The sequence below is a fragment of the Caballeronia sordidicola genome, assembly GCF_000729995.1.
In the GTDB taxonomy this organism is placed as follows: Bacteria; Pseudomonadota; Gammaproteobacteria; order Burkholderiales; family Burkholderiaceae; genus Caballeronia; species Caballeronia sordidicola_A.
In genome coordinates, this window is record NZ_JNFG01000009.1 from 217,232 (window position 1) to 240,790 (window position 23,559).

Below are 23,559 nucleotides of genomic sequence, written 5' to 3' on the forward strand. Positions count from 1 at the left end.
TTCCTACGAAACAAGGTAGAGCGTGACTATCCAGAGAACAGCTCCGAGAGCGCTCCAGAGCAAACCTTCGAGCAGCATTGGGCGGCTGGAGGCCCAGCATTCCGAACTGGCGTGCTCGCCTTGTACCATCTCGTTTAACTGATTGACGAGGTCCCGATTTAGCTGGAGCCCACGGTCGCTCATATCCGGCGAAGCCTCAACGCCTGATGTTGTCATATTCATTTCCGCTCCTTGATCCCTAACAGGCTGTTGAAATTTTTCCGCGGTCGAGTGCCGGGGGAAATTGTTAAGTGCTGACAAGACTCTATAAGCCGCCCGTCCGACTTGGGTAAGATGAGCGCCGCCCGCAAATGGGCTTGATCTCTCAAGTCGCTTCAGCGCCTGGCAGGATAGTCGTGGTGTCGTAAAACGTCCTCATCGCTATCTGGCCTATCGCGCGATATCCCGCTTTCTAACTTCCCCACCGAGCCGCCCCGTAAGAAGCCGTTGTCGAAGAAAGGATACGAAGAAGAAAGTCGATGGGCAATTCCGAGTACCCCGCATTCCAGCCTCACTAGCTGCGACCCGACCACGCTCAACATCAGATTATTTCAACCAAAAATGAACGGTAATGTGTACCGCGGCCCCAATGACTGTGAATTGCGGCCATCGATATCGAAATAAAGTGATTCCGACCCTATGAAGCACCGTTTGACCGAATCAGGTTCCGGTTCGCAGTCAGGCACAACCGGTCCGGGAGGGTATTATCGTCGGTACGAGAAAGATGCCGCCTAACCATCGCCGTTGGGCGAAGCAGACCAGTCGCGAATAAACCCGACCTGCCAAGGCTTGTTGGCAGGTCTCCGTCCGGCTGAAGCGAGTGGTCGCTCCGAGGAGCTTTAGATGAATAGTTCTCGATTGGCCGCCAGGTATTGCCTGAGGGTCACCTGCGGGCGCCCGAGGAGACGAGCAACCGTATTCGTCACAGATACACCGTCGTAGTCGCGCGTCTCGTGGCGGAAGTACGTCATTAAAGCGTCAAACTTGTCGCCCATGGCGTCGCGTAGCGGGCGGTCGTCGTCGGCGAGTACGACCTCTTCGCCGATCACCTCACCGAGGAGCCTGGTAATCTGAGCGAAATCGATGCGCTCGGTCCCGGTCAGCACGTATTCCTCTCCGCCGTGCTTCGATGGGTCTTCCGCCAATATCTTGGCTGCGACCTCCGCGACGTCGGCCTCAGAAATCCATAACCGCGAGGAGTCAGACGAACGCGGCATCGCCAATCGACGCCTCGCCTTGATTTCAGGTGCGAGGAACCATGGCAGATTGAACATAATCCAGCATGGCACATTTATGTAGGTCATCGGAAGACCACTTGTATCCAAAAGTGGCTTGGCGATAACGCTTAGATTTGCCCCACATCGCGTTGCCAGAAACTCCGGCGACAGTTGCGCTGCGCTTAGTCCCGGAGGGATAGCAATCAACCTCACAACTTGAGAGATGCCGCCAACGGTCTTGACGGCACTGATTATGTTCGGAGTGACAATGCTTTCGTCCGTTGTAAAGTCGGGGACAACAATGAAGACAGAGTCAACACCCCGCATGGCTTCAACCAGACTGCTCAAGTCATACCAATCTGCTCTAAGAACCTCTGCGTTTGGATAAAGCTCGCGGAGCGAGTCACAACCCGACCCGCGGCTGCTTGTCAGCCTCAAACCGACTTCCGGATACTTTTCAGTCAAAACACTTGCAGCCAAGCCGCCAAGGTTTCCGGTCGCCCCGAGAATAAGCACAGTCTTCATAGTTTCCCTTACTCGATAACACTAAGAAATCGTCCACGCAATTGCCGCGCGATATATTGCGACGGCAACGTGAAACGGGCGGCATTATCCGGGACCCTATGCATTCTCGCCCAGCGGCTCGTTCAGCTTGAGGAAGTCGCCGAGCTCAAGGTAGTCGACCTGCCAAAGGCTACCCCCGCCGAGGGTGGAGTTGTGAAACGACCGAAAGCCTGCCAGCTGTTGAGCACGCGGGCTAAGCGTACGCGCAATCTCCATCGGAACGACAAACGGATACGCCTCTTCGGGAACCAACCATCCCGGACAGAAGGCAAGTGCCATGCCCCGCCGAGGCTTGTTGCTGCGGTTTGCTCCGCCGCCATGCAGCAACTTACCTGAGAAGACCAGAGCGTCTCCTTTCTCCATCTCCGCTGCGACAGTCTGCTCCGGGTCACCGCGTTCCTCGAAGTCTGACCACTTGTTGCTGCCGGGAATAACACGGGTCGCACCCATCTCCTCGGTGTAGTCGGATAACGCAACAAGGCAATTGCACATCACCTCCGGGCCCTCAGGGCCGTACTTTCTGAAAATTGGATAATTCTCGAGGTCGCGATGAAGGAACTGTGCTTTTTCTCCAGGTTGGAGCTGGATTACCTGCGCGGCATTCATCCAATATGAATCCGAGGTCCCGAGCATCATCGTGTCGATGTACGAGAGCATCGTGGGGTCGTCGAGGATTTCTTCGCGAAACACCTTACTCCGCGCAATCAACTGAGTCATGCGCTTCGTTTGCCGCCCGGCAAATTCCTCCATCCACTCATTGCCCTTTACACCCTCGTGCCAATCGTTCAGGAGGGGATCTAACTCAAGGTTCAGGCGTTCTACCTGCTCTGCAAAGAGACCTTGAATGATGACGCCGCCATCAGCGTCAATAATCTTTTTCACTTCTACGGCTGGGGTCCCGGCGCGGACTCGTTGCAGCTTTTGACCATTGGATGTTGACGACACGGTGCAGCTCCCGGAGAATTGATGATGGAACGTTCACGAGGGCGCATAGCGTTCTTCATCGAGAACAGCGTATGCTGTGAACAGACGAACAAGGTGTTCTGATTCGCGTGAAAAGTTTAGTCTTGCGGGAATCAATAGCAATGTGAGACAAGGCCATTTTGACGTTCGAAGGTGCTCGACGAAATGGTCTCTCTTTGCTTTTTAAGCTAACTCACTGCCCTCTTTCGCAATGAGATCGGGCGAAAAGACCTGAGTCTCGCCAAGTGAGAATTGGACTTGAATTTACTTAGCTGTATTTATCAGAAAAAAGGCGTCAGCCCGCCATAGTCGAGCGAACCTTGGTCGCACTGATAGAAATACGCTTGGCGAGCTTATCCGTTCCGTCAGCTAACAGTTTCATCTCGCTCGCCACAACCGAGAATCCGCGGCCGCTATCCCCAGCTCGCGCAGCTTCCACGCGTGCGTTGAACGACAATAGAGACAAGGTTCGTATGGTGGTGAGTATCTCGTCGGCGTCCGAGAGAATCGCGGCAGTGCCGGTTGAGAGGGCCTCCAAACGCTGAGCATTCTTCATTTCTGCCGCTCGCTCTCCTTCGACACCAAGAACCAACCCCTCCACGTAAAGCAGATTCCCGGATTCGTCAAACACGCCTCCCCCCACTTCGCGGACCCAAACTGACGTTCCAGACTTTGTCCTGAGTCGATAGTCAACGGTCCATGGCACGCGACGCTTTAGCGCATCATCAAGCATCTCGCTCAAGTGCGCTACATCGCTGTGTTCCAGTAGGTCGGCAAGACACCGACTCTTACCCGAGAGAAAATCCGTGGATGGATATCCGGTCAGCGTCTCTATTGAAGGACTCAGATAGATGGCTGAAAATTGATTGTCATTCTTGCAGCGGTACAAGAAACCGTTAATCCGACCTGTGATGCTTCTTAGCATCTCGAACTCGGTATCCGTTTCGTCTTTCTTGGCAGGAGCAGTTGTTTTTTGATGCATTGCAGTCAGTTTCGCGTTGGTGCGCCGACCTCATACCCGCTTCACTGCAACGTAGAGAATGGGCGAATGGTTATCGAGTCTCTATATGATTTACAGAGACCACGGATGCTATCCAGGACGCAGCCAGCACCTCCGAATCATCAACACCGAGTGAGAGTCAATGGTCTACCTAGCGCCGCGTCTGCAGGCAATTGCAACAGCATAGGGCACAACGTTCGCCAGCAACATGTGAGGAGCGGCCACGGCGGCGACAATCCAGAACAACAAGAGGCAGCACATCTCAAAACGAGAGACTGCAGACAAACCCTAGAATTGATGCGCCGCGCGCCTGCGTTACCCATGCGCTACTCTCAAAACCACTCGTTCTGCATCTCCAGACAGGCAACGCTTAGGGGTTCGAGCACAGCCAGCATGGAAGAGACCTTCGGAAGTTCCCATTCGAAGAAATACTTGCACGCCTGTAATTTCCCACGATAAAAGTTCGCGTCTGAATCATCGATCGCTTCTTTAAGCGCACGCTCGGCAACCGTCGCCTGCTGCAGCCATATCCACGACACGACGACATGACCAAATGCTTCCATAAAACTCGATGCATTTGCGAGCTGTCGTTCACGACCCGATTCCTCTTGAAGACGCGCTCCCACAGAGGCGACGCGCGCCATAACGGTCCTCAAACTTTCGGCGTATTTCTTCAGGGCCACGATGAGAAGCGCAGAGTCGACTACCGCGGCAACTTCCGAGGCAAAAGTTTGAACGAGCTCACCGCCTCGCATCGGGAATTTTCGACCCAGCAAATCGATGGCTTGAACGCCGTGCGTCCCCTCATGAATCTGGTTCAAACGGTTATCACGATAGAATTGTTCTACGTTGTAATCTCGCGTGTAGCCGTATCCGCCATGCACCTGAATCGCGAGGGTGTTAGCCTCGAGGCACCACTGAGACGGCCAGCTTTTTGTAATAGGCGTAAGCAAATCAAGTAGATGTCCAGCGCGGATACGCGCTTGCTCATCTGGTGCCGTCTGCTGCTCATCCACGAGTCTCGCGCTATAGAAAGCCAGCGCCAACCCGCCCTCTGCGTAGGCCTTCTGCGCAAGAAGCATCCTTTTCACGTCGGCGTGGTCAATAATCGGTACCTGGGCGCCTCCCGCCGACGTCCCCTTGCTTGAGGCCGCACGGCCCTGCCGGCGCGTTCGTGCGTAGTCGACAGAATGCAGATAACCGGTATAGCCAAGCGCTGCCGCCACCAGCCCCACGCCAATCCGAGCTTCATTCATCATGTGAAACATGTAGCCCAAGCCACGTCCAACCTCGCCCACGAGGTACCCCTCCGCACCGGCTTGGCCTCGTGGCATGTACTTACCCTCGCCAAAATTGAGTAAGCAGTTAGTAGTACCCCGGTATCCCATCTTGTGGTTGAGTCCCGCCACCGCGACGTCGTTGCGCTGCTTCTGCGTGCCGTCCGAGTCCACTATAAACTTTGGCACGGCGAACAGAGAGATACCGGAAACGCCAGCCGGCAATTTCCCTGTTTCGTCGGGAATTTTGGCAAGCACGAGATGGACAATGTTCTCCGAAATATTGTGGTCACCTCCGGAAATCCACATCTTGTTTCCGGAGACCCTGTAGGTGCCATCGAGCTGTGCGACCGCACGGGTTGTGATGTCAGCAAGTGACGAGCCAGCTTGAGGTTCCGACAAGCACATCGTGCCTAACGCCTTTCCTCTTAGAAGGTCGGTTGCAAAGCGTGTAACGAGATTCTCCCCGCCGTATTCCAGCAACAGATTGACATTCGCAGCCGTCAGGAACAGATAACCCGAAGTGGAGGCATTGGCAGCCATGGAGAAGGCCATCCCCGCTCGCTCGACGACGTTTGGGAGTTGCATTCCACCAAGGTCGTAATCGTGGACTGCCGCGAGCAGTCCCGCATCTGCAAAGGCGCGAACTGCAGTAATTATTTCCGGGTTGACGGTAACCACTTCACCGTCATAGGACGGCTCAACCTGGTCATTCTTTTTATTGTGCGGAGCGAAGAGTTCCGTCGCAACCTCCTCGTATGTATCGAGGGCGGCATCGAACGTTTCTTTCGAATGGTCCGCGAATCGCTCGCGATTGTTGAGAGACTCAACCGCGAGCCACTCATACAGCATGAAATTGATATCGCGACGGGACAGAATCAGAGAATTCATTTGACGACCTCGAACAATCCAGCCGCGCCCATCCCTCCGCCTATGCACATCGTGACGACGACGTACTTGGCATTACGGCGGCGCCCCTCAAGCAATGCGTGTCCTGTCAACCGCGAGCCGGACATACCATATGGGTGTCCGACCGCAATGGCCCCGCCATTGACGTTGAGAATCTCGTTGGAAATTCCTAGCCTGTCGCGACAGTAGAGCACTTGTACGGCAAATGCTTCGTTGAGTTCGAACAGCCCGATGTCGTCCATACGAACACCAGTCTGCTTAAGGAGCTTGGGAATGGCGAAGACAGGACCGATGCCCATCTCGTCAGGCTCGCACCCTGCTACAGCGAATCCCCGGAAAATACCGAGCGGCTGGATTCCCCGCTTCTCTGCAAGCGCACCGTCCATCACAACGCATGCCGACGAGCCATCAGACAGTTGACTTGCATTGCCTGCCGTGATTGTGCCGCCCTCTTTAATCGGCTTGAGCGCAGCCAGGCCGTCGATAGTCGTCTCGGGTCGATTGCATTCGTCCTTTTCAAGCGTCACCTTTTTTCGAGTGACCTCGCCCGTCGCCTTGTCCGTGACCTCCATCTCGGTCGAGATGCTGACAATCTCCGGGTCAAGCAGCCCGTCCGCCTGAGCCTTCGCAAATCGCTGCTGACTCTGCAGGGAATATTCGTCCTGTTTCTCTCGAGAGATTCCGTAGCGCTTCGCAACAACCTCGGCGGTTTCAAGCATCGACAAGAAATATTCCGGGCGGTGCTCCGCCATCCATTCGTCCTTGAAAGCATGCATGTTCTGATGCTTGTTCTGCACGAGACTGATCGACTCCAGGCCGCCAGCGACGGCCACATTGACCCCGTCGACGAGGATGCTGTGAGCCGCCATCGCAATCGTCTGCAGGCCCGTTGAACAGAAGCGGTTGACGCTCACTCCGCTCGTGGTGACCGGCAGCCCCGCTCTCAATCCAATCTGGCGAGCGATATTCCAGCTCGTCGTGCCTTCGAGCAGCGAGCCACCCATGATGACGTCCTCAACCTCTCCCGGCTCAACGCCTGCCCTTTCAACCGCCGCCCGAACTGAATGTGCGCCGAGCGTCGCACCTTTGGTCGCGTTCAATGCGCCCCTGTAAGCCTTGCCAATCGGGGTACGAGCGGTTGACACAATTACGGCTTCCTTCATTTTTTCCTCCGCGACGAGAAGTCTCGCCGGCTATGCGTGATTGAAATCTTTCTTTTCCTTCAACAATTGAGCGATGAGCGATGCTGGCGTCCAGAATTTGCCTTGGTAGCCTTGTTGAAATCGTTCCATCTGACTCACGACCTCCGGGATACCCAGTTTGTTGGCATAGAACATTGGGCCACCCTGCACAGCGGGAAATCCGTATCCGTTGAGGTACACAACGTCAATATCCGAGGCACGTTGCGCTACCCCTTCTTCAAGAATCTTGGCACCTTCGTTCACCAAGGCGAGGAGGCATCGCGATACGATTTCGTCGTCGGGGATATCACGCTTCGGAACATCGGTTTTCCCGCGAAGGCGGCTTATGACCGACTCAATCTCCGGGTCAACAACACGCTTGCGACTGCCGGACGGATATAGGTACCAGCCCGCACCAGTCTTTTGACCCAGACGTCCCATCTCGCAAACTACATCCGGAATATTTGAATATGGGCGATCAGGCTGCTCAACAGCGCGTCTCTTACGGATCGCATATGTAATGTCATTGCCAGCGAGGTCTGACATCGCGAACGGGCCCATCGCCATGCCCCATTGCTCGAGAGCGCTGTCAACCTGGTTCGGCGTTGCACCCTCGTCAAGAAGGAAAAACGCTTGGCGGCAGTATTCTTCGACCATACGGTTCCCGATGAATCCGTCGCATACACCCGAAACGACGGCGACCTTGCCAATCGTCCTTGCAAATCTCATCGTTGTGGCCAGCACGTCGGGGAGCGTTTGGCTCGGGCGCACGACCTCCAACAACTTCATGACGTGGGCGGGACTGAAAAAATGCAAACCGATCACGTCGCCCGCGCGCCTGGTGAAGCCGGCGATTCGGTTTACGTCCAGCGTCGACGTGTTCGAGGCAAGGATGGCGCCATCCTTCGCGTGCTCGTCAATCGTTCTGAACACCGCCTCCTTGACGTCCATCTGCTCAAAGACCGCCTCGATAATCAGGTCCACCCGAGCAATTGCGGCCATATTTGTCGTGGTCTCAATCGCCTCAAGCCGCTTCTTGTGAACAGCCGCCGTCAGCCGGCCTTTCTCCAGACCGGCGTCGTAAGTCTTTCTTATAGTCGCCATCGCTCTGTCGAGGACTTCGCGAGAGCGATCGACCAGCACGACAGGGTAGCCCGCGTTCAGGCAGCACATCGCGATACCCGCCCCCATTGTTCCTGCGCCGATGACAGCGACCGAGTCGATTGGGCGGATGTCCGGATTGGCAGGAACACCTTGAATCTTGCCCGCAGTGCGCTCGCTAAAGAAGGCGTATCGCAGCGCCGTGCTGTCGGCACTTTCCAGCAGCTCGCGAAAGCACTCGAACTCGACCCTCGCTCCCTCGTCGAAGGGAAGCGTAACGGCGGCCGTCACTGCCCTGATGCATGCCGTGTGCGCCAATCTGGCGTGACGGAGAGTAGACAGTTGCTCTTTTGCAATTTTCTCTGCGTTGGTGCGGTCATCTTCCGCGACCTCTCGATTTCGAAGGCTCGGTCTCTCATCGCGCGAGGCGGCCTCCAAGGCCAGTGCGGCTGCAAGACCTTTGGCATCCCCGTCAGCGAGGATTACCAGCCCGAGTAGCGCTGCTCTTTCTGCGTTTAGGGGCTCACCCGTGCAAATGATGCCAAGCGCTTCACGCATGCCAATTGCCCGAGTGAGCCGCTGCGTCCCGCCTGCACCAGGAAGTAAGCCGAGCTTGACTTCAGGCAACGCGAAGCGAGCTGCACGTTCAGCGACCCGGAAATGACAACCGAGCGCCAATTCCATCCCACCGCCGAGGCAAACACCTGAAATTGCGGCAACGACGGGCTTTTTGCAGCGTTCAATAACGTCAATCACCTCAGGCAACGTGGGGGATCGAAATGCCAATCCGCCCTCGTCGGCGAACTCCTCAATATCTGCGCCCGCCGAGAAACACCCGTTGGCGCCCGCAATAACTACAGCCTTCACTGTGCTGTCTGCCTCAGCTCTGCGAACCGCATGAACAATTGCCTCTCGAACTGCCAGACCCAAGCTATTTACCGGCGCGTGATTGAGCGTGATAAGCGCCACGCCACTTTGAGTTTCGAATTCAACGGACATAGATTTTCTGAGGTTAGGTATTTCCGGGATGCAGCTTAGCGAAGAAGTAGACCAACCTTGACGACAGAGCTGCGATGGTATGCAGCCTATAGAAGGCGTGGCAGTTCAACAGGTGGCCCGCGGCCAAAGACGGTGTGCGGTTTGACCGAGCAATGTGGGAGCCCGCGGCGAAGCTACCGCGCGCCAGGTGAAATACTGACGTGGCCTTGCCAGCACTTAGGAAGTGTCCCAAGGCTATTCGCAGGCATCCGAAATAGAGCCAAAAGATATGGCTATATTGGCGATTCGGCCAACGGCAGCGTGGGTTACGGCACGGATGTCCGCATACAGCACGCGGAGACGACTCGCTAGTCCCCCCACGCAAGAGCAACGCCCGAGTTAGACCGGCCGTTCTTCAGAGTCGTGGATCCGGCCCTTCGATGGTCCGACAGCAATTTGGACGGCGTTAGCCTTGATGACTTCGCGCACTCTGGAAATACCGTGCGTGCCTTTCCCGGCCTCGTAGGTATAGACCATCAAACCTTCTACCTGCATGGCTATCAACGTCGCTCGCGCCAGGCATTCACGATTGGTAGCAGATGGGTCGATTTCTCTCACCAGATCCACATACACGTTTCGATAAGCGGAATAGATGCTGCTCACCAAGTCGCGAGTGACATCCGAGCGTTGGGAAAGAGCAAACATCTCGAACGAAAATCTGCAGACACGGGGGTCACACGCCTCGTCCGTCACGTCATCAAGAATGTCAAACAGACGCTCCATCGCGGGCCTCCCGCTCGGCCGGCTCATCTCAGAGTACCTGTCCTGGTAGGTTCTCATTAGAGCGGAGATGGTAGCTTGCAGCAAATCTTCGTGATTCGGGAAGTAATGCTGCAGCGCGGACGTCAACATGCCTGCTTCGTTGGCAACCCGGGCGAGTGTGAAGCCGGAGTATCCCTCCTGCGCCAGAACGTTCGCGGCAGCGGTCACGATTTTGTTGACCTTCTCTTCCCTTCTCTTGTTCTGCATTGTCGGACGATAGGGACCGCTGCCACTATGAACCTGCCGCAGGCTCAACTCCATCCGGCCGTGTTGAAGATGGCCTTCTGAGCCGAAAACACCTGCCAGTGTGGGTGCGGGCTGAGCCTCGTCGTCGCAGCCGTTCGTTTCTGGCGCGAGCTGCGGGCTACGCTCCTCAGGCATGGCCCGCGCGCCGCGCTCGGACAGCCCGGCCACCAGCCTGACGCTACGCTTTGTAGTCCGAATAAATTCGGCGTAGTCCTTTTCGGAATCCACCGAAAACCCGGAAAATATCATCATGCCCTCGCCCTGCGCCGTTAGGACTAGTGCGCGCGCGGCGCATTCGTCGTCGGACAGGTCTGGGTTTATATCGCGAAGCAGTCCAGCGAACACGTCGCGATAGGCGCTATATGCAGCCTTGACGAGGCTTGAGATGTATGTCTCGTGCTGCGCAAGAGCCCAAACTTCATAGAGGAACTTTCTTGCATCTGTCGTTTGAATTTCTTCAAAGATACGGTCGAGAAGCACCGAGCAGCGGCGGTGCGCCGGGATGTCGCTTTGGCGTGCGATTGTCCGATAGTGTTTGAGCGAGTCGTCAAGGAACGCTTGCACGGTCGTGCGTAGCAAGTCTTGTTTCGTCGGAAAGTAGTATTGGACGTTGCTCAGTGTCAACCCAGTTCGTACCGCAACCTTGCGGGTTGCAAAGCCTGCATACCCGTCTTCCTTAAACACTTCAATCGCCGCGCAAAGTATTTCGCTCATGCGACGCTCTCGATTACGACTTTGCACCGTACCGCCGAAGTCCTCCACTGTCATATTCGCCACCTCCGTTTCCCCAGCTCTGTACACCACATCCTTCCCCCGGACTCACTACGTGGTTTGCCACGCAATTATAGGTCAATTCACAAGTTTACAGAACGTTTTCATATGGCATGGAATGCCTATACTGCACCATTTACGGGATTTTATAGTGTTCTTGAATAATTTGTCGCACCCTTATGTGGCATAGCGTTATAAGGGAAAACGTTTATTTTTTTCATCTTGCATGTTTGGTCGTCCAACTCATAAACTTAGGTCATTCCACCGGTTTTATATAATTAAAAATATGGTGGTGTCGAGGCCAGCACCATAAATTTGTCTGCAAGCGCGTAGGAGCGAGCATGAAACGACTGGATATGGACGCATCCGCAGGGTTTTCCTGCCTTAACCCGACGGAAATTTCGGTCATCATCGACTCAGCTAGCTCTGTGGGCGTGCAATCTATGGTCGCGCTGGCGGGCACAGGTTTGACGAGCGCCGCGCTACATCAGGGAAAATGTCTTGCAACCCTCACCCAGCATGCGACTGTAGTTGCGAACGCTACTCGCTTCACCGGCGACCGATTGTTGCCTCTTCGCACTGGGTCACGCGTCCATTTGACAGCATTCGGCATCATCGGATACGCGCTGTGGAGTAGTTCGACGCTGCGAGAGGCGCTGGCCGTCACTGCGCAATACAGGCTGCTGCTGAACATGAAATGTGGACCGACGCTCTCGATTGAAGGAAGTGAAGCCATCCTGTACTTCTCCGAGCCTGTCGGCCTTTCAGCAGAAGAGCGCGGGCTGTGCGTCGAATTTGAAGTGGCGAAGGTATTGACGTTCCTGCGGGACCTGCAGATTGCGGGGTTTCGCGCATCGTCCATCCGCCTTCCGGCGACATCGGCGGAATTCCAGAGTCGCGCCAGCACGTTACTGGGCTGCGAGACGGTACGCCAAGGGAATGTCGCCCAGGTTCGCTTTGATGCTGCCTGGCTCGACAGCTCGCTATCTCAGGCAAACCCGCGTACCCATCGCGCCTGCCTTGAAGCGTGCGACCAACTCATGGAGGCACGAGGCACTGACGTGGACCTGGCGACGAGCGTACGTGCCATGCTCACGAATGCCGCGGGTATCATTCCGACCCTTCCCGAGGTTGCCAGCTCGCTCTGCATGTCAGCGCGAACCCTGCGGCGACGGCTCGACCTGATGGACACGTCCTACAGCCAGCTTCTCGACGACGTCCGCAAAAAGCTCGCGCTTCACTATGTATCGTCGACATCACTCACGACCGAAGTAATCGCAGAAAAGCTCGGATATAGTGACGCTGCCAATTTCAGCCACGCATTCAAGCGTTGGACTGGGCAGGCTCCCCGTCAATATCGCACCAAAGAATGCGGCGGCGATATGCCGTGTGAAATGGTTGTGGGCAGTGAACGGCTGCAGAAGCACATCGAATTTCACGAGGCTGTGGCAGCGTAGACTGTTCATCGCGAACTGGCAATTCGGTGGCTCGACATGGCCGGCTCCACCGAATCAAGTTACTTTGTGCGCCTGCGCCGATTCCACGTTCTCGCTTCGTCTGGACCACGCCGCGATGCTGGCAGTCCGAAATTCTGTCAGATTTCCCTCACGTGCAACCGGTACAGAAGGACCGCCATGAGGGGGACGCAGCTTGACTTGTTGCTCGCCGAACTCCGTGCCACTGCGAACAGATTCGCGCCCAACCTCGCTGAACTCTCCGGGTAGTTCGTGCCATAACGCCGCCGTGACGGACGAAGAGCAGCTCCAGTAAACCAACCCTCCGAATGGGAACATTCAAACTGGAGCCAACGCCTGCCTCGAGGGTACGTGGTTCCCACTGCCATCCTCATTGCAGATGCCAATCTCCAGCGACGTACATGTCGGAAGAATTGTACGCATATAAAAATCTGCAATCTCCAGCTTGGATTGAAAGAACGCCCTGTTTTCGTTCATCCTTCGGGAGGCAGCCAACATCGTCCGTGCCATCTGCAATCCTCCAAGCGCGAGGCCAGACAACTTTAGAATCAGAACCGCGTTGCCGAGGACGAGTGCCCTGTTCGAATCGTAGTTCCGCACAACAAAGTCGATAACAATACCGAACGACCGACGAGCAAAGTAGAGCGAACGTGCTGCCGGTAGAAAGGTTATTCCGGCATGTGCCTGCAACTCCGAAATTGCCTCATCCATCTCGGTGATAAAGCTTGAACCCACCCGACCCTTGTCTCGCGCGATTTTCCTACCAACAAAGTCCGCGGCCTGGATACCAGTTGTTCCTTCGTAGATGGGAAGAATACGAGCGTCACGGTAATATTGCGCGGCACCAGTCTCTTCGATGTATCCCATCCCCCCATGAACCTGAACCCCCGCACTCGCCACATCGACCGCGGCCTCCGTACAGCAGCCTTTAACGATAGGAACCATAAACTCGTATTTCGCCGCGTTCGAGTTTCTTATGAAGGCATCGTCCGAGTATTTGCCTAGGTCATCAAAAGCAGCGGCGCTGTAGGCTAAAGCTCTAGAAACTTCAACCGAAGCGCGCATAGTCGCCAATTGACGTCGTACGTCCGGATGATTGATGATTTCCGTCGGATTTGCAGTAGCCCCCTCGTCGCGACCTTGCTGACGCTCACAAGCATAGGCAAGCGCTTGCTGATATGCCCGCTCAGATAAGCCAACGCCTTGGATGCCCACAGAAAAACGCGCCGAGTTCATCATGATAAACATGTACTCAAGGCCGCGATTTTCTTCGCCAACCAGATAGCCTACCGCACCTCCGGCATCGCCAAATTGCAACACAGCCGTCGGGCTCGCTTTGATTCCGAGTTTGTGCTCGATACTTACGCACGCTACGTCGTTTCGCGAACCAATGCCTCCATCCTCCTTAACGAGAAACTTCGGAACGACGAAGAGAGACAACCCCTTCACACCAGCGGGCGCACTGCTAACCCTCGCGAGTACCAGATGAATGATGTTGTCGGTGAAGTCGTGCTCGCCGTACGTGATAAAAATCTTCGTACCGAAAATCTTGTAGGTTCCGTCCGCTTGGTGCTCCGCGCGCGTACGAACTAACGAAAGGTCCGAGCCCGCCTGTGGCTCCGTCAGGTTCATCGTTCCCGTCCACTCCCCCGAGACCAGTTTTGTTGCGAAAAGCTTTTTCAGCGCTTCGGAACCAGCGATGTTGAGCGCCTTTATCGCCCCTTCCGTCAACATAGGACACAGGGCGAAGGACATATTTGCTGCATGCCAGATTTCCTCGCATGCAGCCGCAAGAACCCCCGGCAGCCCCTGCCCGCCGAGCGACGAATCATGAGCGAGCGACTGCCAACCGTTCTTCGCAAACTGCTTGTACGCCTCCTTGAATCCGGCCGCCGTGCGAACCTTTCCAGCCTCGAAAACGGCAGCATCCCGGTCACCTTGCGTATTTAGCGGCGCCAGGACATCACGTCCGAAGCGTCCCGCCTCCTCTAACACGGTCGCTACCATATCTGAATCGACTTGGGAGAATTCATGAAGCTTCTGGACACTGGAATAGCTCGTCAATTCTTCGATAGTGAAGAGCATGTCTTTTATGGGTGCGTTATACATACCCTGTAACCCTCGTTGGGTGTCGCCAATGATTCCGGGAGCCGGAGACCATGTCCAGAAAATCCATTAAAATGAATGAGACAGGTCGGCCGAGGTAACGACGACTGGTACGCTCGTCGTGAAACAAAGGAGTCGCATAACCGTTTCCTTAATTTTTGCTTCGCCAAGAGAAAACGCCTCTTGTTTTGACAACACCTGGTCTGCTGGAGATGCAGCGCCCAAGGCCCGCTCCGTGACGATACAACGCACAGAGGCGCCATCTACCAACGCATCAAAGACTGCGTTCCCGTCCTCGAAGGAGACCGTGTCGGTGGGAGGAAAGACAACGTTCATAAAGTCTCCGGTTCAGGAAGGCGTTCGATGCGAGAACCCATCGAAAAAGCGACTACGAAATCGAATGCGGCAGCTTCTGACGCCGCAATCGTCAACAAATCGAGCAAATTTTGAGGCGATATCAATGCGAAGTCGATGTTAGCCATGGACAGATTCCGTGTCCCGGTTGGCCATTCGGCTGCTGTCTTGCTAGATCAAACTGGGAACACTTGTGGGAAACGGCTTCTAATACCATCTATGCCATTGCGACGCTTGATCAGGTGGCCAGATTCGGTTGCCAACACGACTGTCGAATCGATTCCTACACGAGATAGTCTGGTACAGAGTGAGCGTGCAGATAGGCGATTCATGCATGCTTCTAACGCGCCGCCTCAAAGCGACGCCTCAAGCCGTTTATCACAAGTCGGTCTCAACGCAGGCTAAGTCATCGAAGGCAAACTTCCACCAGTGAGGCAATCAAAAGACGTGGCGAGTCAACATCTCTGCTACACATGCCGGTCTTACGCTACCGTCAAGCTCAACGACAATGGACCAAGCCAGTTGCCATGTCCCAGACGCTTCCTCGGCCGAAATCAGAGCAATCTGCCCCCTCACCCTGCTTCCACTCGGAACTGGCGTTATGAACCTTACCCTGTTCAGTCCGTAGTTAACGGCCATTTTCTGCTTGAACTCGATGCACGAGTCCAGAAAGTACGGGAGCAAAGACAAGGTGAGGAAGCCGTGCGCGACTGTGCCTCGAAAAGGTGACTCAACGCTCGCTCTTTCGACGTCCACGTGAATCCACTGCCGGTCCCCGGTCGCCGTCGCGAACTCGTCTATGCGCTTTTGACCGACTTCCGTCCAAGGCGAAAGGAGCGCCCCCTGATCGACAAGCGCTTGCGCGTCAGACGGCGATGTAATTCTTTTCATGTAGCCTATGATTCGTCAAGTTTTTAAAACCTTCAAAGCCACTTCCGTCGATTCGGCTTCGGCACTATTCCATTTGTCAATACGCCTCTTCGGCAACAATGAGCCCAGATTTTTCGTGTAGTGCGTACTGGAGTCAATCCGACAACGCGACCTTTACTAACCTGGAACGGCTCCGGTTGCGAATTTCTAACTGAGGACGCCGGTCCGATGTTGCGAGCACGATAGATTGAATCACCTGAAATTGCAGATTAGAGGATGAACACGGCTCCAACCATGTTCAAGCGGGACAAATTTTCGGTGAAAACCGGTCATCGTTCTGGCCGCGCCCAGTGAGCTTGCTACCGCCGTGGCTTGCTACAGAGCTTGAGGGGGCCTCTTGGACGGCGCGTCTTTCTCTGCCCAAGACGGAATGTCATCGGAACCTCGGGCCTTTATCTACAAACGCTTTGAGCCAACGCTTTCCCTCTGTGTTCACCTAGCGCGTCGCGGGCATGGATGCACGAATCGCTCACTGTCCCAATATCACACGCATTTTGGCTTCGACAAACATACGCACTGGACCGGCATTCAGAGACGATACCTGGCGGCGCCGAACGGAGATACGTTTGCGTGGAAAATCTGTACCCACTTCCGGGAAACCATCGTCGCGCCCGGGACGAACGGAAGCTCAGAGCGTGAGTTCGGCCTGTTCAACCGTACTAATGATATTGAGGAAAGCGATGGAACACATCTCAGGTACCGATACCTCTTCGCAACCGGGGGAGAGCAGCGGTACTGGCCAATTCGCAAAGGTCCTGTCCTTTCGGGACCTGGTCATTTATGGCATTGTTTTTGTTGCCCCGATAGCGCCATGGGGCACATTCGCATACGTCTACGACCTGTCGGGACACGCCGCCGTGGCGGCATACGTCATCGGCGTAGTTTGCATGTACTTCACCGCTCATTCGTACAAGGAAATTTGTACGCAGGTGCCGAGTTCTGGCTCCGTATATGCCTATGTACGCCATGCCATGGGAGTTGGTCCCGGATTCATTGCCGGATGGATGGTCCTTCTTGACTATCTTCTCATCCCAGCACTGATGTACGTGATTGCAGGTGTGGCACTCAATACGTTCCTTCCTGACATACCGAGATGGGTTTGGGTACTCGTGTTCGCAGGGTTTAGTTTGGCCGTCAACTGGTTCGGCATCGCGTTCACCGCACGAGTGAACATCCTCTTCCTGGTTGTCCAACTCGTAGCAGTTGCTGGCTTTCTAGGGTGGGCGGTTTTAAAATTGAAGGCGAATGGCGAATCCGCTTTTCCCTTTTCGACCTTGTGGTCACCCGGCGTAACGGCAAGCGGTCTGTTTGCGGGGACGTCAATTTGCATTCTCGCCTTCATTGGCTTCGACGCGATAACGACGCTTACGGAGGAGGTAAAGCCATGTCAAAAGCATCTCATCGGTCGCTCGATTGTCGTCGTGTTGCTTTTCATCGGCGCTGTGGCGGTTCTACAGTCGTGGGTGCTTTCCGCTCTCTCGAAAGGATTTGCCTTTAAGGACCTGGCGAGTGGCGTATATGACCTCACTGGCGCACGCGTATCTCCCGCAGCCGGCGTCATCATGGCATGGACCGCAGCGACCGTTACTGGCATCGCCATAACACCACCCATGTTGGCAGCAGTCTCACGAGTTCTCTGCGCGATGGCGGAAGGCGGACAGATGCCCAAATTCTTGACTGCGCTGCATAAGCGTCATCAAGTACCTCATCGCGCCCTGCTGGTATCAACCGCCCTTTCTGTAGCCATTGCGCTGATCTTTGCGGCTCATCCCGACGAGCTAACTGGCATCGTGAACTTTGGCGCACTTTGCGCGTACGTCGGCGTGCATTTATCCGTCCTCGTCCTGCTTGGTTTCAGGAGGCGCTCCGGTCGCTGGTTTGCGCATGTGCTATGTCCCATAGCGGGAATCGTAATTATCGTTGCGGTCGCTACGCAGATGACCAGTACCGCTCTCGAACTCGGGTTCGGTTGGATGGTCTTCGGGATCCTCTATTACATTGCGCTCAAGGCATTCCGTAAGAGCGCGCTAGATGTAGAGGTACCCATCTGAGCTTCCGTGCGGCAGCGTAGCTGCCGCACGGAACGGTCCGATTTGCTCCCGCCATTAGGCGGTGCACACGAAACAGCGAAAGGAATTTTTGACTGCGATGACCTGGAAAGTCCGCCGCCAGCAAGGAAGCGCCCAGAGCTTGCTGCGCAGCTCGAAGATGCCCGATGACTATCAGGTTCGCTGCCGGTGAAGCAGATAAGCCCTGCGCCCGTTCAGCAGCGCCGTGCTCTCTGCGCCCCATCTCTGGTGCTGTTCAGAATCGATACGGCATTGGGTCTAGGTTAGCTCTTTAACCAGTTCGGGAACTACCGAGAACAGGTCACCCACTATTGAATAGTCGGCGACCCCGAAAATGGGCGCCTCGGGGTCTTTGTTGATTGCGACGATAACCTTCGAATCCTTCATCCCGGCCAGATGCTGGATTGCGCCTGAGATTCCGACAGCGACATACAACTCGGGTGCAACGATTTTCCCGGTCTGGCCGACTTGATAGTCGTTCGGCACAAACCCTGCATCGACGGCTGCGCGCGAAGCGCCCAACGCTGCGCCGAGAGCGTCCGCAAGGGGATCAAGGAGATTGTGGTAATTGTCGCCGCTGCCGAGCCCACGGCCACCAGAAACGACGATTTCCGCCGACGTCAGTTCGGGCCGGTCCAGCTTCGTTACCTCACGGCTGACAAAACGTGATGCACCAAAGTCCGGAGCTGCAGTTATTGCCTCCACCTCCCCTGCCGCACCATTGGTGGCCGCAGCATCGAAGCCTGTACTTCGGACAGTTATGACCTTGATTGGGTCGACTGACTGTACAGTAGCAATCGCATTGCCAGCATAGACAGGTCGCTCGAACGTATCAGGGCTGATGACCGCGGTAATGTCGCTGATTTGCGCGACGTCCAGCTTCGCCGCAATCCGGGGAGCGATATTCTTGCCGTAAGCCGTTGCTGGGACCAGGATATGCGAATAACGTCGTGCAATACTGAGCACTGTCGCTTCGATGTTCTCAGCCAGATTGTTGCCAAGATGCTCCGCGTCGGCCAAAACAACCTTCATCACTCCGCGTACCCCGGCCGCTTCTTCAGCGACTCCGCGCGCGTCATGCCCAGCAACAAAAACATGAATGTCGCCGCCGATACTTATCGCCGCCGCCACCGTGTTGAGCGTCGCCGCTTTTAGCGAATTGTTGTCATGCTCAGCGATCACCAGAATCGTCATTTTTTCATATTCCTTTACAGAACCTTTGCTTCAGTTTTCAGCTTTTCGATTAGTGTTTTCGCGTCCGGCACGCTTACCCCGGCGCTGCGTTTTGACGGCTCGACCAGTTTCAGGGTCTTCAAGCGAGGGAGAACGTCGACCCCCAGGTCTATAGGCTTGAGGGTCTCTAAAGGCTTCTTCTTCGCCTTTATGATGCTAGGCAAAGTTACATACCGAGGTTCATTCAGGCGCAAGTCAGTTGTGACTACGGCAGGCAGCACCAACGAAAGCGTCTCGGAGCCACCATCGACCTCACGGGAAACGATAGCTCGGCCATCAGCAATTTGCAGCTTGGATGCGAACGTCGCCTGCGGTAGTCCCGCAAGGGCCGCAAGCATTTGGCCGGTCTGGTTTGAGTCATCGTCGATGGCTTGCTTACCCAGAATGACAAGTTGCGGTCGCTCCCTGTCGACAATAGCCCTCAAAATCTTCGCCACGGCAAGAGGTTGCAGCGTCTCTGTTGATTCGACCAAAATCGCCCTATCTGCACCGATAGCCAAGGCCGTTCTCAAGGTCTCCTGACATTGTGGAACACCGGCCGACACCACCACAACTTCGCTCGCGGCACCAGCCTCCTTCAGACGTACCGCTTCTTCCACAGCGATTTCGTCGAATGGATTCATAGACATCTTCACGTTCGCGAGTTCGACGTCTGTCCCGTCGCCACGCACGCGAATCTTAACGTTGTAATCGACTACCCTTTTTACTGCTACCAATACCTTCAAAATGACACTCCTTGATAAGAATCGACCGTGCATGGCACGCTCCGCGTACCGGCAACCTTAAAAGTCCGTGAGCTAGCTCAACAGGTGCAACCGGGTCAAAGAAAGTCGGTCGAACGGCCAGGTCAAGCGACTGTGCAACATCCCGGATGCGGCGAATCCGCAATCGACTCAACAGCCAAGAAACAACGTCTATAAATTCACTTGCGAGCATTGCAAGGTTGACAAAGCCGTCGCGACGCAAGGACCGCATGGCCGCAGGACAGGCTCGCAGATTGATATGCCCCCCTGAATGCATTCTGAAAGCAATACGCAGGCACCCCACCTCCACTCGTCGAGGGAAAATGTCGAGCTTGGCCCAACAAAATAGGTCATATCACCGAAACAATATTCCTTGACCACCATGGTTGGCATGTGATCTCTCTCGAGCAATCTTTATGATTGATGCCGCTTTTCTGTCGAAAATTAGGGATTCTACCGGGGGTATTTAATTTTTTTATCCTTGAACTTTCGATCACCCTGGGTCTAAAATTAGGTCATTCAACCGGTTTTCAGTGACAAAGGTGGATGGGAAAGCGAGCGCACCTGAGGGCAGGTTGATGGACGCAAGACGCTGATATCGGATATGAGCTTGGCCGCTGATTGCGCCGCCGTCGCGGGTATCCGCACAATAAATTCAGCGCGTCCGCGGATCGCGGGAGGCCGATCCTCAGACTCACTTCGTTCTTGCTGGCCCTCTCAAGTAGTTGCATCGGCGTTTTGTCTCTCACCGGTGCCCCAACAAGTACGCTCGATACCTTGAGATTGGAACCATCATGATTCCCGTATTCGAAAACAATGAAATGAACGCAACAACGGCATCATTGACGCTGGCCGAGCTGCGTACAATTCTCAACGTTCTTGAGTCACGAGGCATCTCGGGAGCCGAGGTTCTCGCACATATCGATGTATCCCCGAAGGAATTGTGCAATCCGAAGGCGAGGATATCGCTGACGCAGCAACTGCAAGCGCTCGACTACGGCATTCGGAACCTGTCGGAGCCGAGCCTCGCTTTCGAGATTGGTCAACAGATGCATCTGACCACTTTCGGTATTGTCGGGTTTGCGCTGTTGAGTAGCACGACCCTTTCCAATGCTCTCGAGCTGGCTTCAAGATACGGTCCACTGCTCAACTGCAAGTGGACAAGTGCGCTGGCCACCGACAGAACGAATGCGTCCATTTATTTCATCGATAACGGTCCGCGTTCGACATTTCGGGCGGCCGAATGTCTCACGATGGAAATTGCGGCAACACTTTCGCTACTCAGAGACCTACTAGGCGCTAACTTCCGCCCCCGCCTCATCCGGATTCCTGCCTATGCATCCTCAGCGTCGGGAACATTATCCTTCTACGGTTGCCCTGTCGAACCCAACTCAGTCCGCGCTGAAATCGTCTTCGATGCCGGGTGGCTCCAGCGCCCGTTGCCGCAAGCGGATTCTGTGACCCACGCCAGTTGTGTGCGTGCCTGCGACCACCTGCTTGACGAGTTTCGCTATCCAAGAAATCTACTCGACGAGATAAAGGAGTTGCTGCTTGGCACCGACCACGAAATTCCAAGTCTGCCTGATGTGGCCAGCGTGCTGTGCCTCTCGCCACGCACATTGCGGAGAAGGCTGCGCGACATGAACACCTCCTATCTTCAAGTACTGAACGACGTTCGGAAAACGCTGGCGACCCAGTATCTGTCGACCACCGCGAAGACGACGGAGGAAATCGCCGAAGTGTTGGGATACAGCGATGCCGCAAATTTCCGTCACGCTTTCAAGCGGTGGACCGGACAATCACCTCGACAATTTCGCACAGAGTCGGTTGCCATCTCTCTCCCCCCGATTTCCCCACGGCAGAGGACCAGACAGGCGGCGTCTTCGCGCGTCATCAATGACGACTCTCACCTTGCTCGTTTTTGGACGGAATCGGTGTCGGCAATCGCATCTGAACTTCCGCACACTCTAACGTGAAGCGCCAAGCCTACGGTGGCACTATTGCCCTGCACTGGGTTCCTCAACCATTACCCCAGCGCAAACAGCTCAACCTGCGTAGATGATGCAAAAAAACCCGCACAAAAACCGTGCGGGCAAAATACTCCCGGACCTTTGCTTGTGTTGCTCAACTGCGAAGCGTCAATGACAGACCTTCCGATTGCATCTGTACCACCGGAAGATTTGCCAGTTTCATGAGGCGGCCAACCTGCTCCATTTCCGGAGAGGACAAGAGCGGATAGTCCCGCTTTAAGGGACCCGCAGCCCTCATCCGCTCTAAATCAGCCTCCGGCAGCAAGACCTTCAACAAGAGCTCATCATCATCATGCGTGCCGTAGCGCTTACGCAGTTCCTCGATGGTCGGTTGTTCTGGCGGATTGTCCTTAACGAACTTGGCGCGCGGACTGCTCAGGATTTTGTCCAGGATATTCGGTTCGATGGGCGCCACGGTCTGGCCATAGTTCCCCAACGCATACTCGATGATTTCGTCCGGGATAGTCTTGTACCGTTCCCCGTGTATGAGGTTCAGAACAGCCTGAATGCCAACGAGCTGACTGAACGGCGTCGCCATGCCTGGATAGCCAAGCTCTTTGCGAACAATGGCGACTTCCGTCAGGACCTCATCCAACCTGTCCGACATTCCGTGCTGAGCAAGCTGGGCCTTCAGCGTACCGGTCATGCCTCCTGGAATCTGATGTTGGACCGAGAACAGGTTGTACTCCGCGGACTGATTAACCAGGAACCCGGCGGCTTTGCCGACTTGCTCCATGCGGTCCGCCACCACCTGAAACTGGCGCTTGTCGAGCGAGTGGGTGTGCCCCAACAACTCCAGATTGTGGACCATGATTTCGGTCGACGGTACTGACGGACCATTTGCCATGGGTCGGCTGGCGGTGTGAATAACGGACACACCGAGTTCGATGGCGTCCAGGTAGTTCTTCGCCGATTGGCCCAGGAGGTTATTTGCGTGCATCTCGAGCGGCTTTCCTCGCGATTTTGCCTTGATGGCAGGAATCAGCGTAGCCATGCGTTCCTTGGTAATCACGCCCGCAGTGTCATACAACAGCAGCGTATCGATGTCCGGCGACGCCGACAGCTTGTCCGCCTTGTCGGCGTAATACGCGTCGTCGTGAACGGGCGACAAGGTGTACATGAGTGCACCCGTTACCTCGGAGCCGAATTCCTTGGCAACCTTCGCGAGGCGCGTCATTTTGTCGACGTTGTACAGCAAATCGTAAATCCAAAAACTGCGGCAGCCATGCCGGTTCAACTGACGCATCCAAGCGTCCATGATGGCGTCGGACGAGGTTCGGAATGTCCCCATGGCGTTCGAGCGCATACCGGAACGGAGGACCGTTCGCGGCATCGCCTCGACCAACGCGTCAAGCGAGTCCCACGGATTTTCCTTACAGTATCGAACGAGAACTTCGAAGTGATTCGAACCGGTCAGTTCGATGCGTTTGAATCCCGTCCGGTCCAGGTTGCCCGCTACCGGAAGAGCCATACCCGCCTGAAGACGCATGCCCCAAAGGCTCTGCATACCGTCGCGGAAAGTTTCATCGACAAATTCAATATGTGCCATGG

General features: G+C 55.3%; 18 protein-coding genes. 3 read left to right on the plus strand and 15 right to left on the minus strand.

Annotation, left to right across the window (positions count from 1 at the left end; all coding sequences use genetic code 11):
* Nucleotides 1-3: 3 nt before the first annotated feature.
* The 8 genes from FH08_RS0110425 to FH08_RS0110460 form a co-directional block, all read right to left on the minus strand.
* Nucleotides 4-222: a hypothetical protein gene (locus FH08_RS0110425; RefSeq protein ID WP_031358260.1), complete on the minus strand. Its 219-nt coding sequence runs from the start codon at nt 220-222 to the stop codon at nt 4-6.
* A gap of 656 nt (nt 223-878) precedes the next feature.
* Complete coding sequence (locus FH08_RS0110430) at nt 879-1,781, minus strand: NmrA family NAD(P)-binding protein (RefSeq protein ID WP_031358261.1); 903 nt, start codon at nt 1,779-1,781, stop codon at nt 879-881.
* 96 nt (nt 1,782-1,877) lie between these two features.
* Nucleotides 1,878-2,765 (minus strand): phytanoyl-CoA dioxygenase family protein, encoded by an 888-nt coding sequence (locus FH08_RS0110435; RefSeq protein WP_081889428.1) that lies wholly within the window; start codon nt 2,763-2,765, stop codon nt 1,878-1,880.
* Between the two features lie 313 nt (nt 2,766-3,078).
* Nucleotides 3,079-3,765 carry a PAS domain-containing protein gene (locus tag FH08_RS54130; RefSeq protein WP_051888093.1) on the minus strand — a complete coding sequence of 229 codons (687 nt, stop codon included), beginning with the start codon at nt 3,763-3,765 and terminating at the stop codon, nt 3,079-3,081.
* 350 nt (nt 3,766-4,115) lie between these two features.
* Nucleotides 4,116-5,951: an acyl-CoA dehydrogenase gene (locus FH08_RS0110445; RefSeq protein ID WP_031358264.1), complete on the minus strand. Its 1,836-nt coding sequence runs from the start codon at nt 5,949-5,951 to the stop codon at nt 4,116-4,118.
* A complete protein-coding gene (locus FH08_RS0110450; RefSeq protein WP_031358265.1) occupies nt 5,948-7,132 on the minus strand; it encodes an acetyl-CoA C-acyltransferase in 1,185 nt (394 codons plus the stop codon). The genes FH08_RS0110445 and FH08_RS0110450 overlap by 4 nt, the downstream gene beginning before the upstream one ends.
* A gap of 30 nt (nt 7,133-7,162) precedes the next feature.
* Nucleotides 7,163-9,250, minus strand: coding sequence for a 3-hydroxyacyl-CoA dehydrogenase NAD-binding domain-containing protein (locus FH08_RS0110455; RefSeq protein ID WP_031358266.1), 2,088 nt, complete (start codon nt 9,248-9,250; stop codon nt 7,163-7,165).
* A gap of 378 nt (nt 9,251-9,628) precedes the next feature.
* Complete coding sequence (locus FH08_RS0110460) at nt 9,629-11,011, minus strand: TetR/AcrR family transcriptional regulator (RefSeq protein ID WP_051888095.1); 1,383 nt, start codon at nt 11,009-11,011, stop codon at nt 9,629-9,631.
* 398 nt (nt 11,012-11,409) lie between these two features.
* On the opposite strand from FH08_RS0110460, the gene FH08_RS49415 reads away from it, so the two are divergent.
* Nucleotides 11,410-12,525: an AraC family transcriptional regulator gene (locus FH08_RS49415; protein ID WP_051888097.1), complete on the plus strand. Its 1,116-nt coding sequence runs from the start codon at nt 11,410-11,412 to the stop codon at nt 12,523-12,525.
* Between the two features lie 336 nt (nt 12,526-12,861).
* Here the strand turns inward: FH08_RS49415 and FH08_RS0110470 are convergent, their stop codons facing one another.
* The 4 genes from FH08_RS0110470 to FH08_RS0110485 form a co-directional block, all read right to left on the minus strand.
* The gene (locus tag FH08_RS0110470) at nt 12,862-14,652 is read right to left on the minus strand and encodes an acyl-CoA dehydrogenase (protein ID WP_051888099.1); all 1,791 of its coding nucleotides are present in this window, start codon (nt 14,650-14,652) and stop codon (nt 12,862-12,864) included.
* Between the two features lie 66 nt (nt 14,653-14,718).
* Nucleotides 14,719-14,985, minus strand: a complete 267-nt coding sequence (locus FH08_RS0110475; protein WP_051888101.1) for a DUF1488 family protein — start codon at nt 14,983-14,985, stop codon at nt 14,719-14,721.
* Nucleotides 14,982-15,131: a hypothetical protein gene (locus FH08_RS52515; RefSeq protein ID WP_160172456.1), complete on the minus strand. Its 150-nt coding sequence runs from the start codon at nt 15,129-15,131 to the stop codon at nt 14,982-14,984. Before FH08_RS52515 ends, FH08_RS0110475 begins: the two co-directional genes overlap by 4 nt.
* Nucleotides 15,132-15,441: 310 nt before the next feature.
* Nucleotides 15,442-15,894: a MaoC family dehydratase gene (locus FH08_RS0110485; protein WP_031358271.1), complete on the minus strand. Its 453-nt coding sequence runs from the start codon at nt 15,892-15,894 to the stop codon at nt 15,442-15,444.
* A gap of 719 nt (nt 15,895-16,613) precedes the next feature.
* Here FH08_RS0110485 and FH08_RS0110490 point away from each other — a divergent pair.
* Nucleotides 16,614-17,984 (plus strand): APC family permease, encoded by a 1,371-nt coding sequence (locus FH08_RS0110490; RefSeq protein ID WP_051888102.1) that lies wholly within the window; start codon nt 16,614-16,616, stop codon nt 17,982-17,984.
* Between the two features lie 276 nt (nt 17,985-18,260).
* Here FH08_RS0110490 and FH08_RS0110495 read toward each other — a convergent pair whose 3' ends face one another.
* Both FH08_RS0110495 and FH08_RS0110500 read right to left on the minus strand, forming a co-directional pair.
* On the minus strand, nt 18,261-19,196 hold the full coding sequence (locus FH08_RS0110495; RefSeq protein WP_031358273.1) for an electron transfer flavoprotein subunit alpha/FixB family protein: 936 nt from the start codon (nt 19,194-19,196) through the stop codon (nt 18,261-18,263).
* Nucleotides 19,197-19,210: 14 nt separating this feature from the next.
* A complete protein-coding gene (locus FH08_RS0110500; RefSeq protein WP_031358274.1) occupies nt 19,211-19,960 on the minus strand; it encodes an electron transfer flavoprotein subunit beta/FixA family protein in 750 nt (249 codons plus the stop codon).
* Nucleotides 19,961-20,772: 812 nt separating this feature from the next.
* On the opposite strand from FH08_RS0110500, the gene FH08_RS0110505 reads away from it, so the two are divergent.
* Nucleotides 20,773-21,954 carry an AraC family transcriptional regulator gene (locus FH08_RS0110505; protein WP_031358275.1) on the plus strand — a complete coding sequence of 394 codons (1,182 nt, stop codon included), beginning with the start codon at nt 20,773-20,775 and terminating at the stop codon, nt 21,952-21,954.
* A gap of 148 nt (nt 21,955-22,102) precedes the next feature.
* Here the strand turns inward: FH08_RS0110505 and FH08_RS0110510 are convergent, their stop codons facing one another.
* Nucleotides 22,103-23,497 (minus strand): pyruvate carboxylase, encoded by a 1,395-nt coding sequence (locus FH08_RS0110510; RefSeq protein ID WP_235210327.1) that lies wholly within the window; start codon nt 23,495-23,497, stop codon nt 22,103-22,105.
* Nucleotides 23,498-23,559 lie beyond the last annotated feature (62 nt).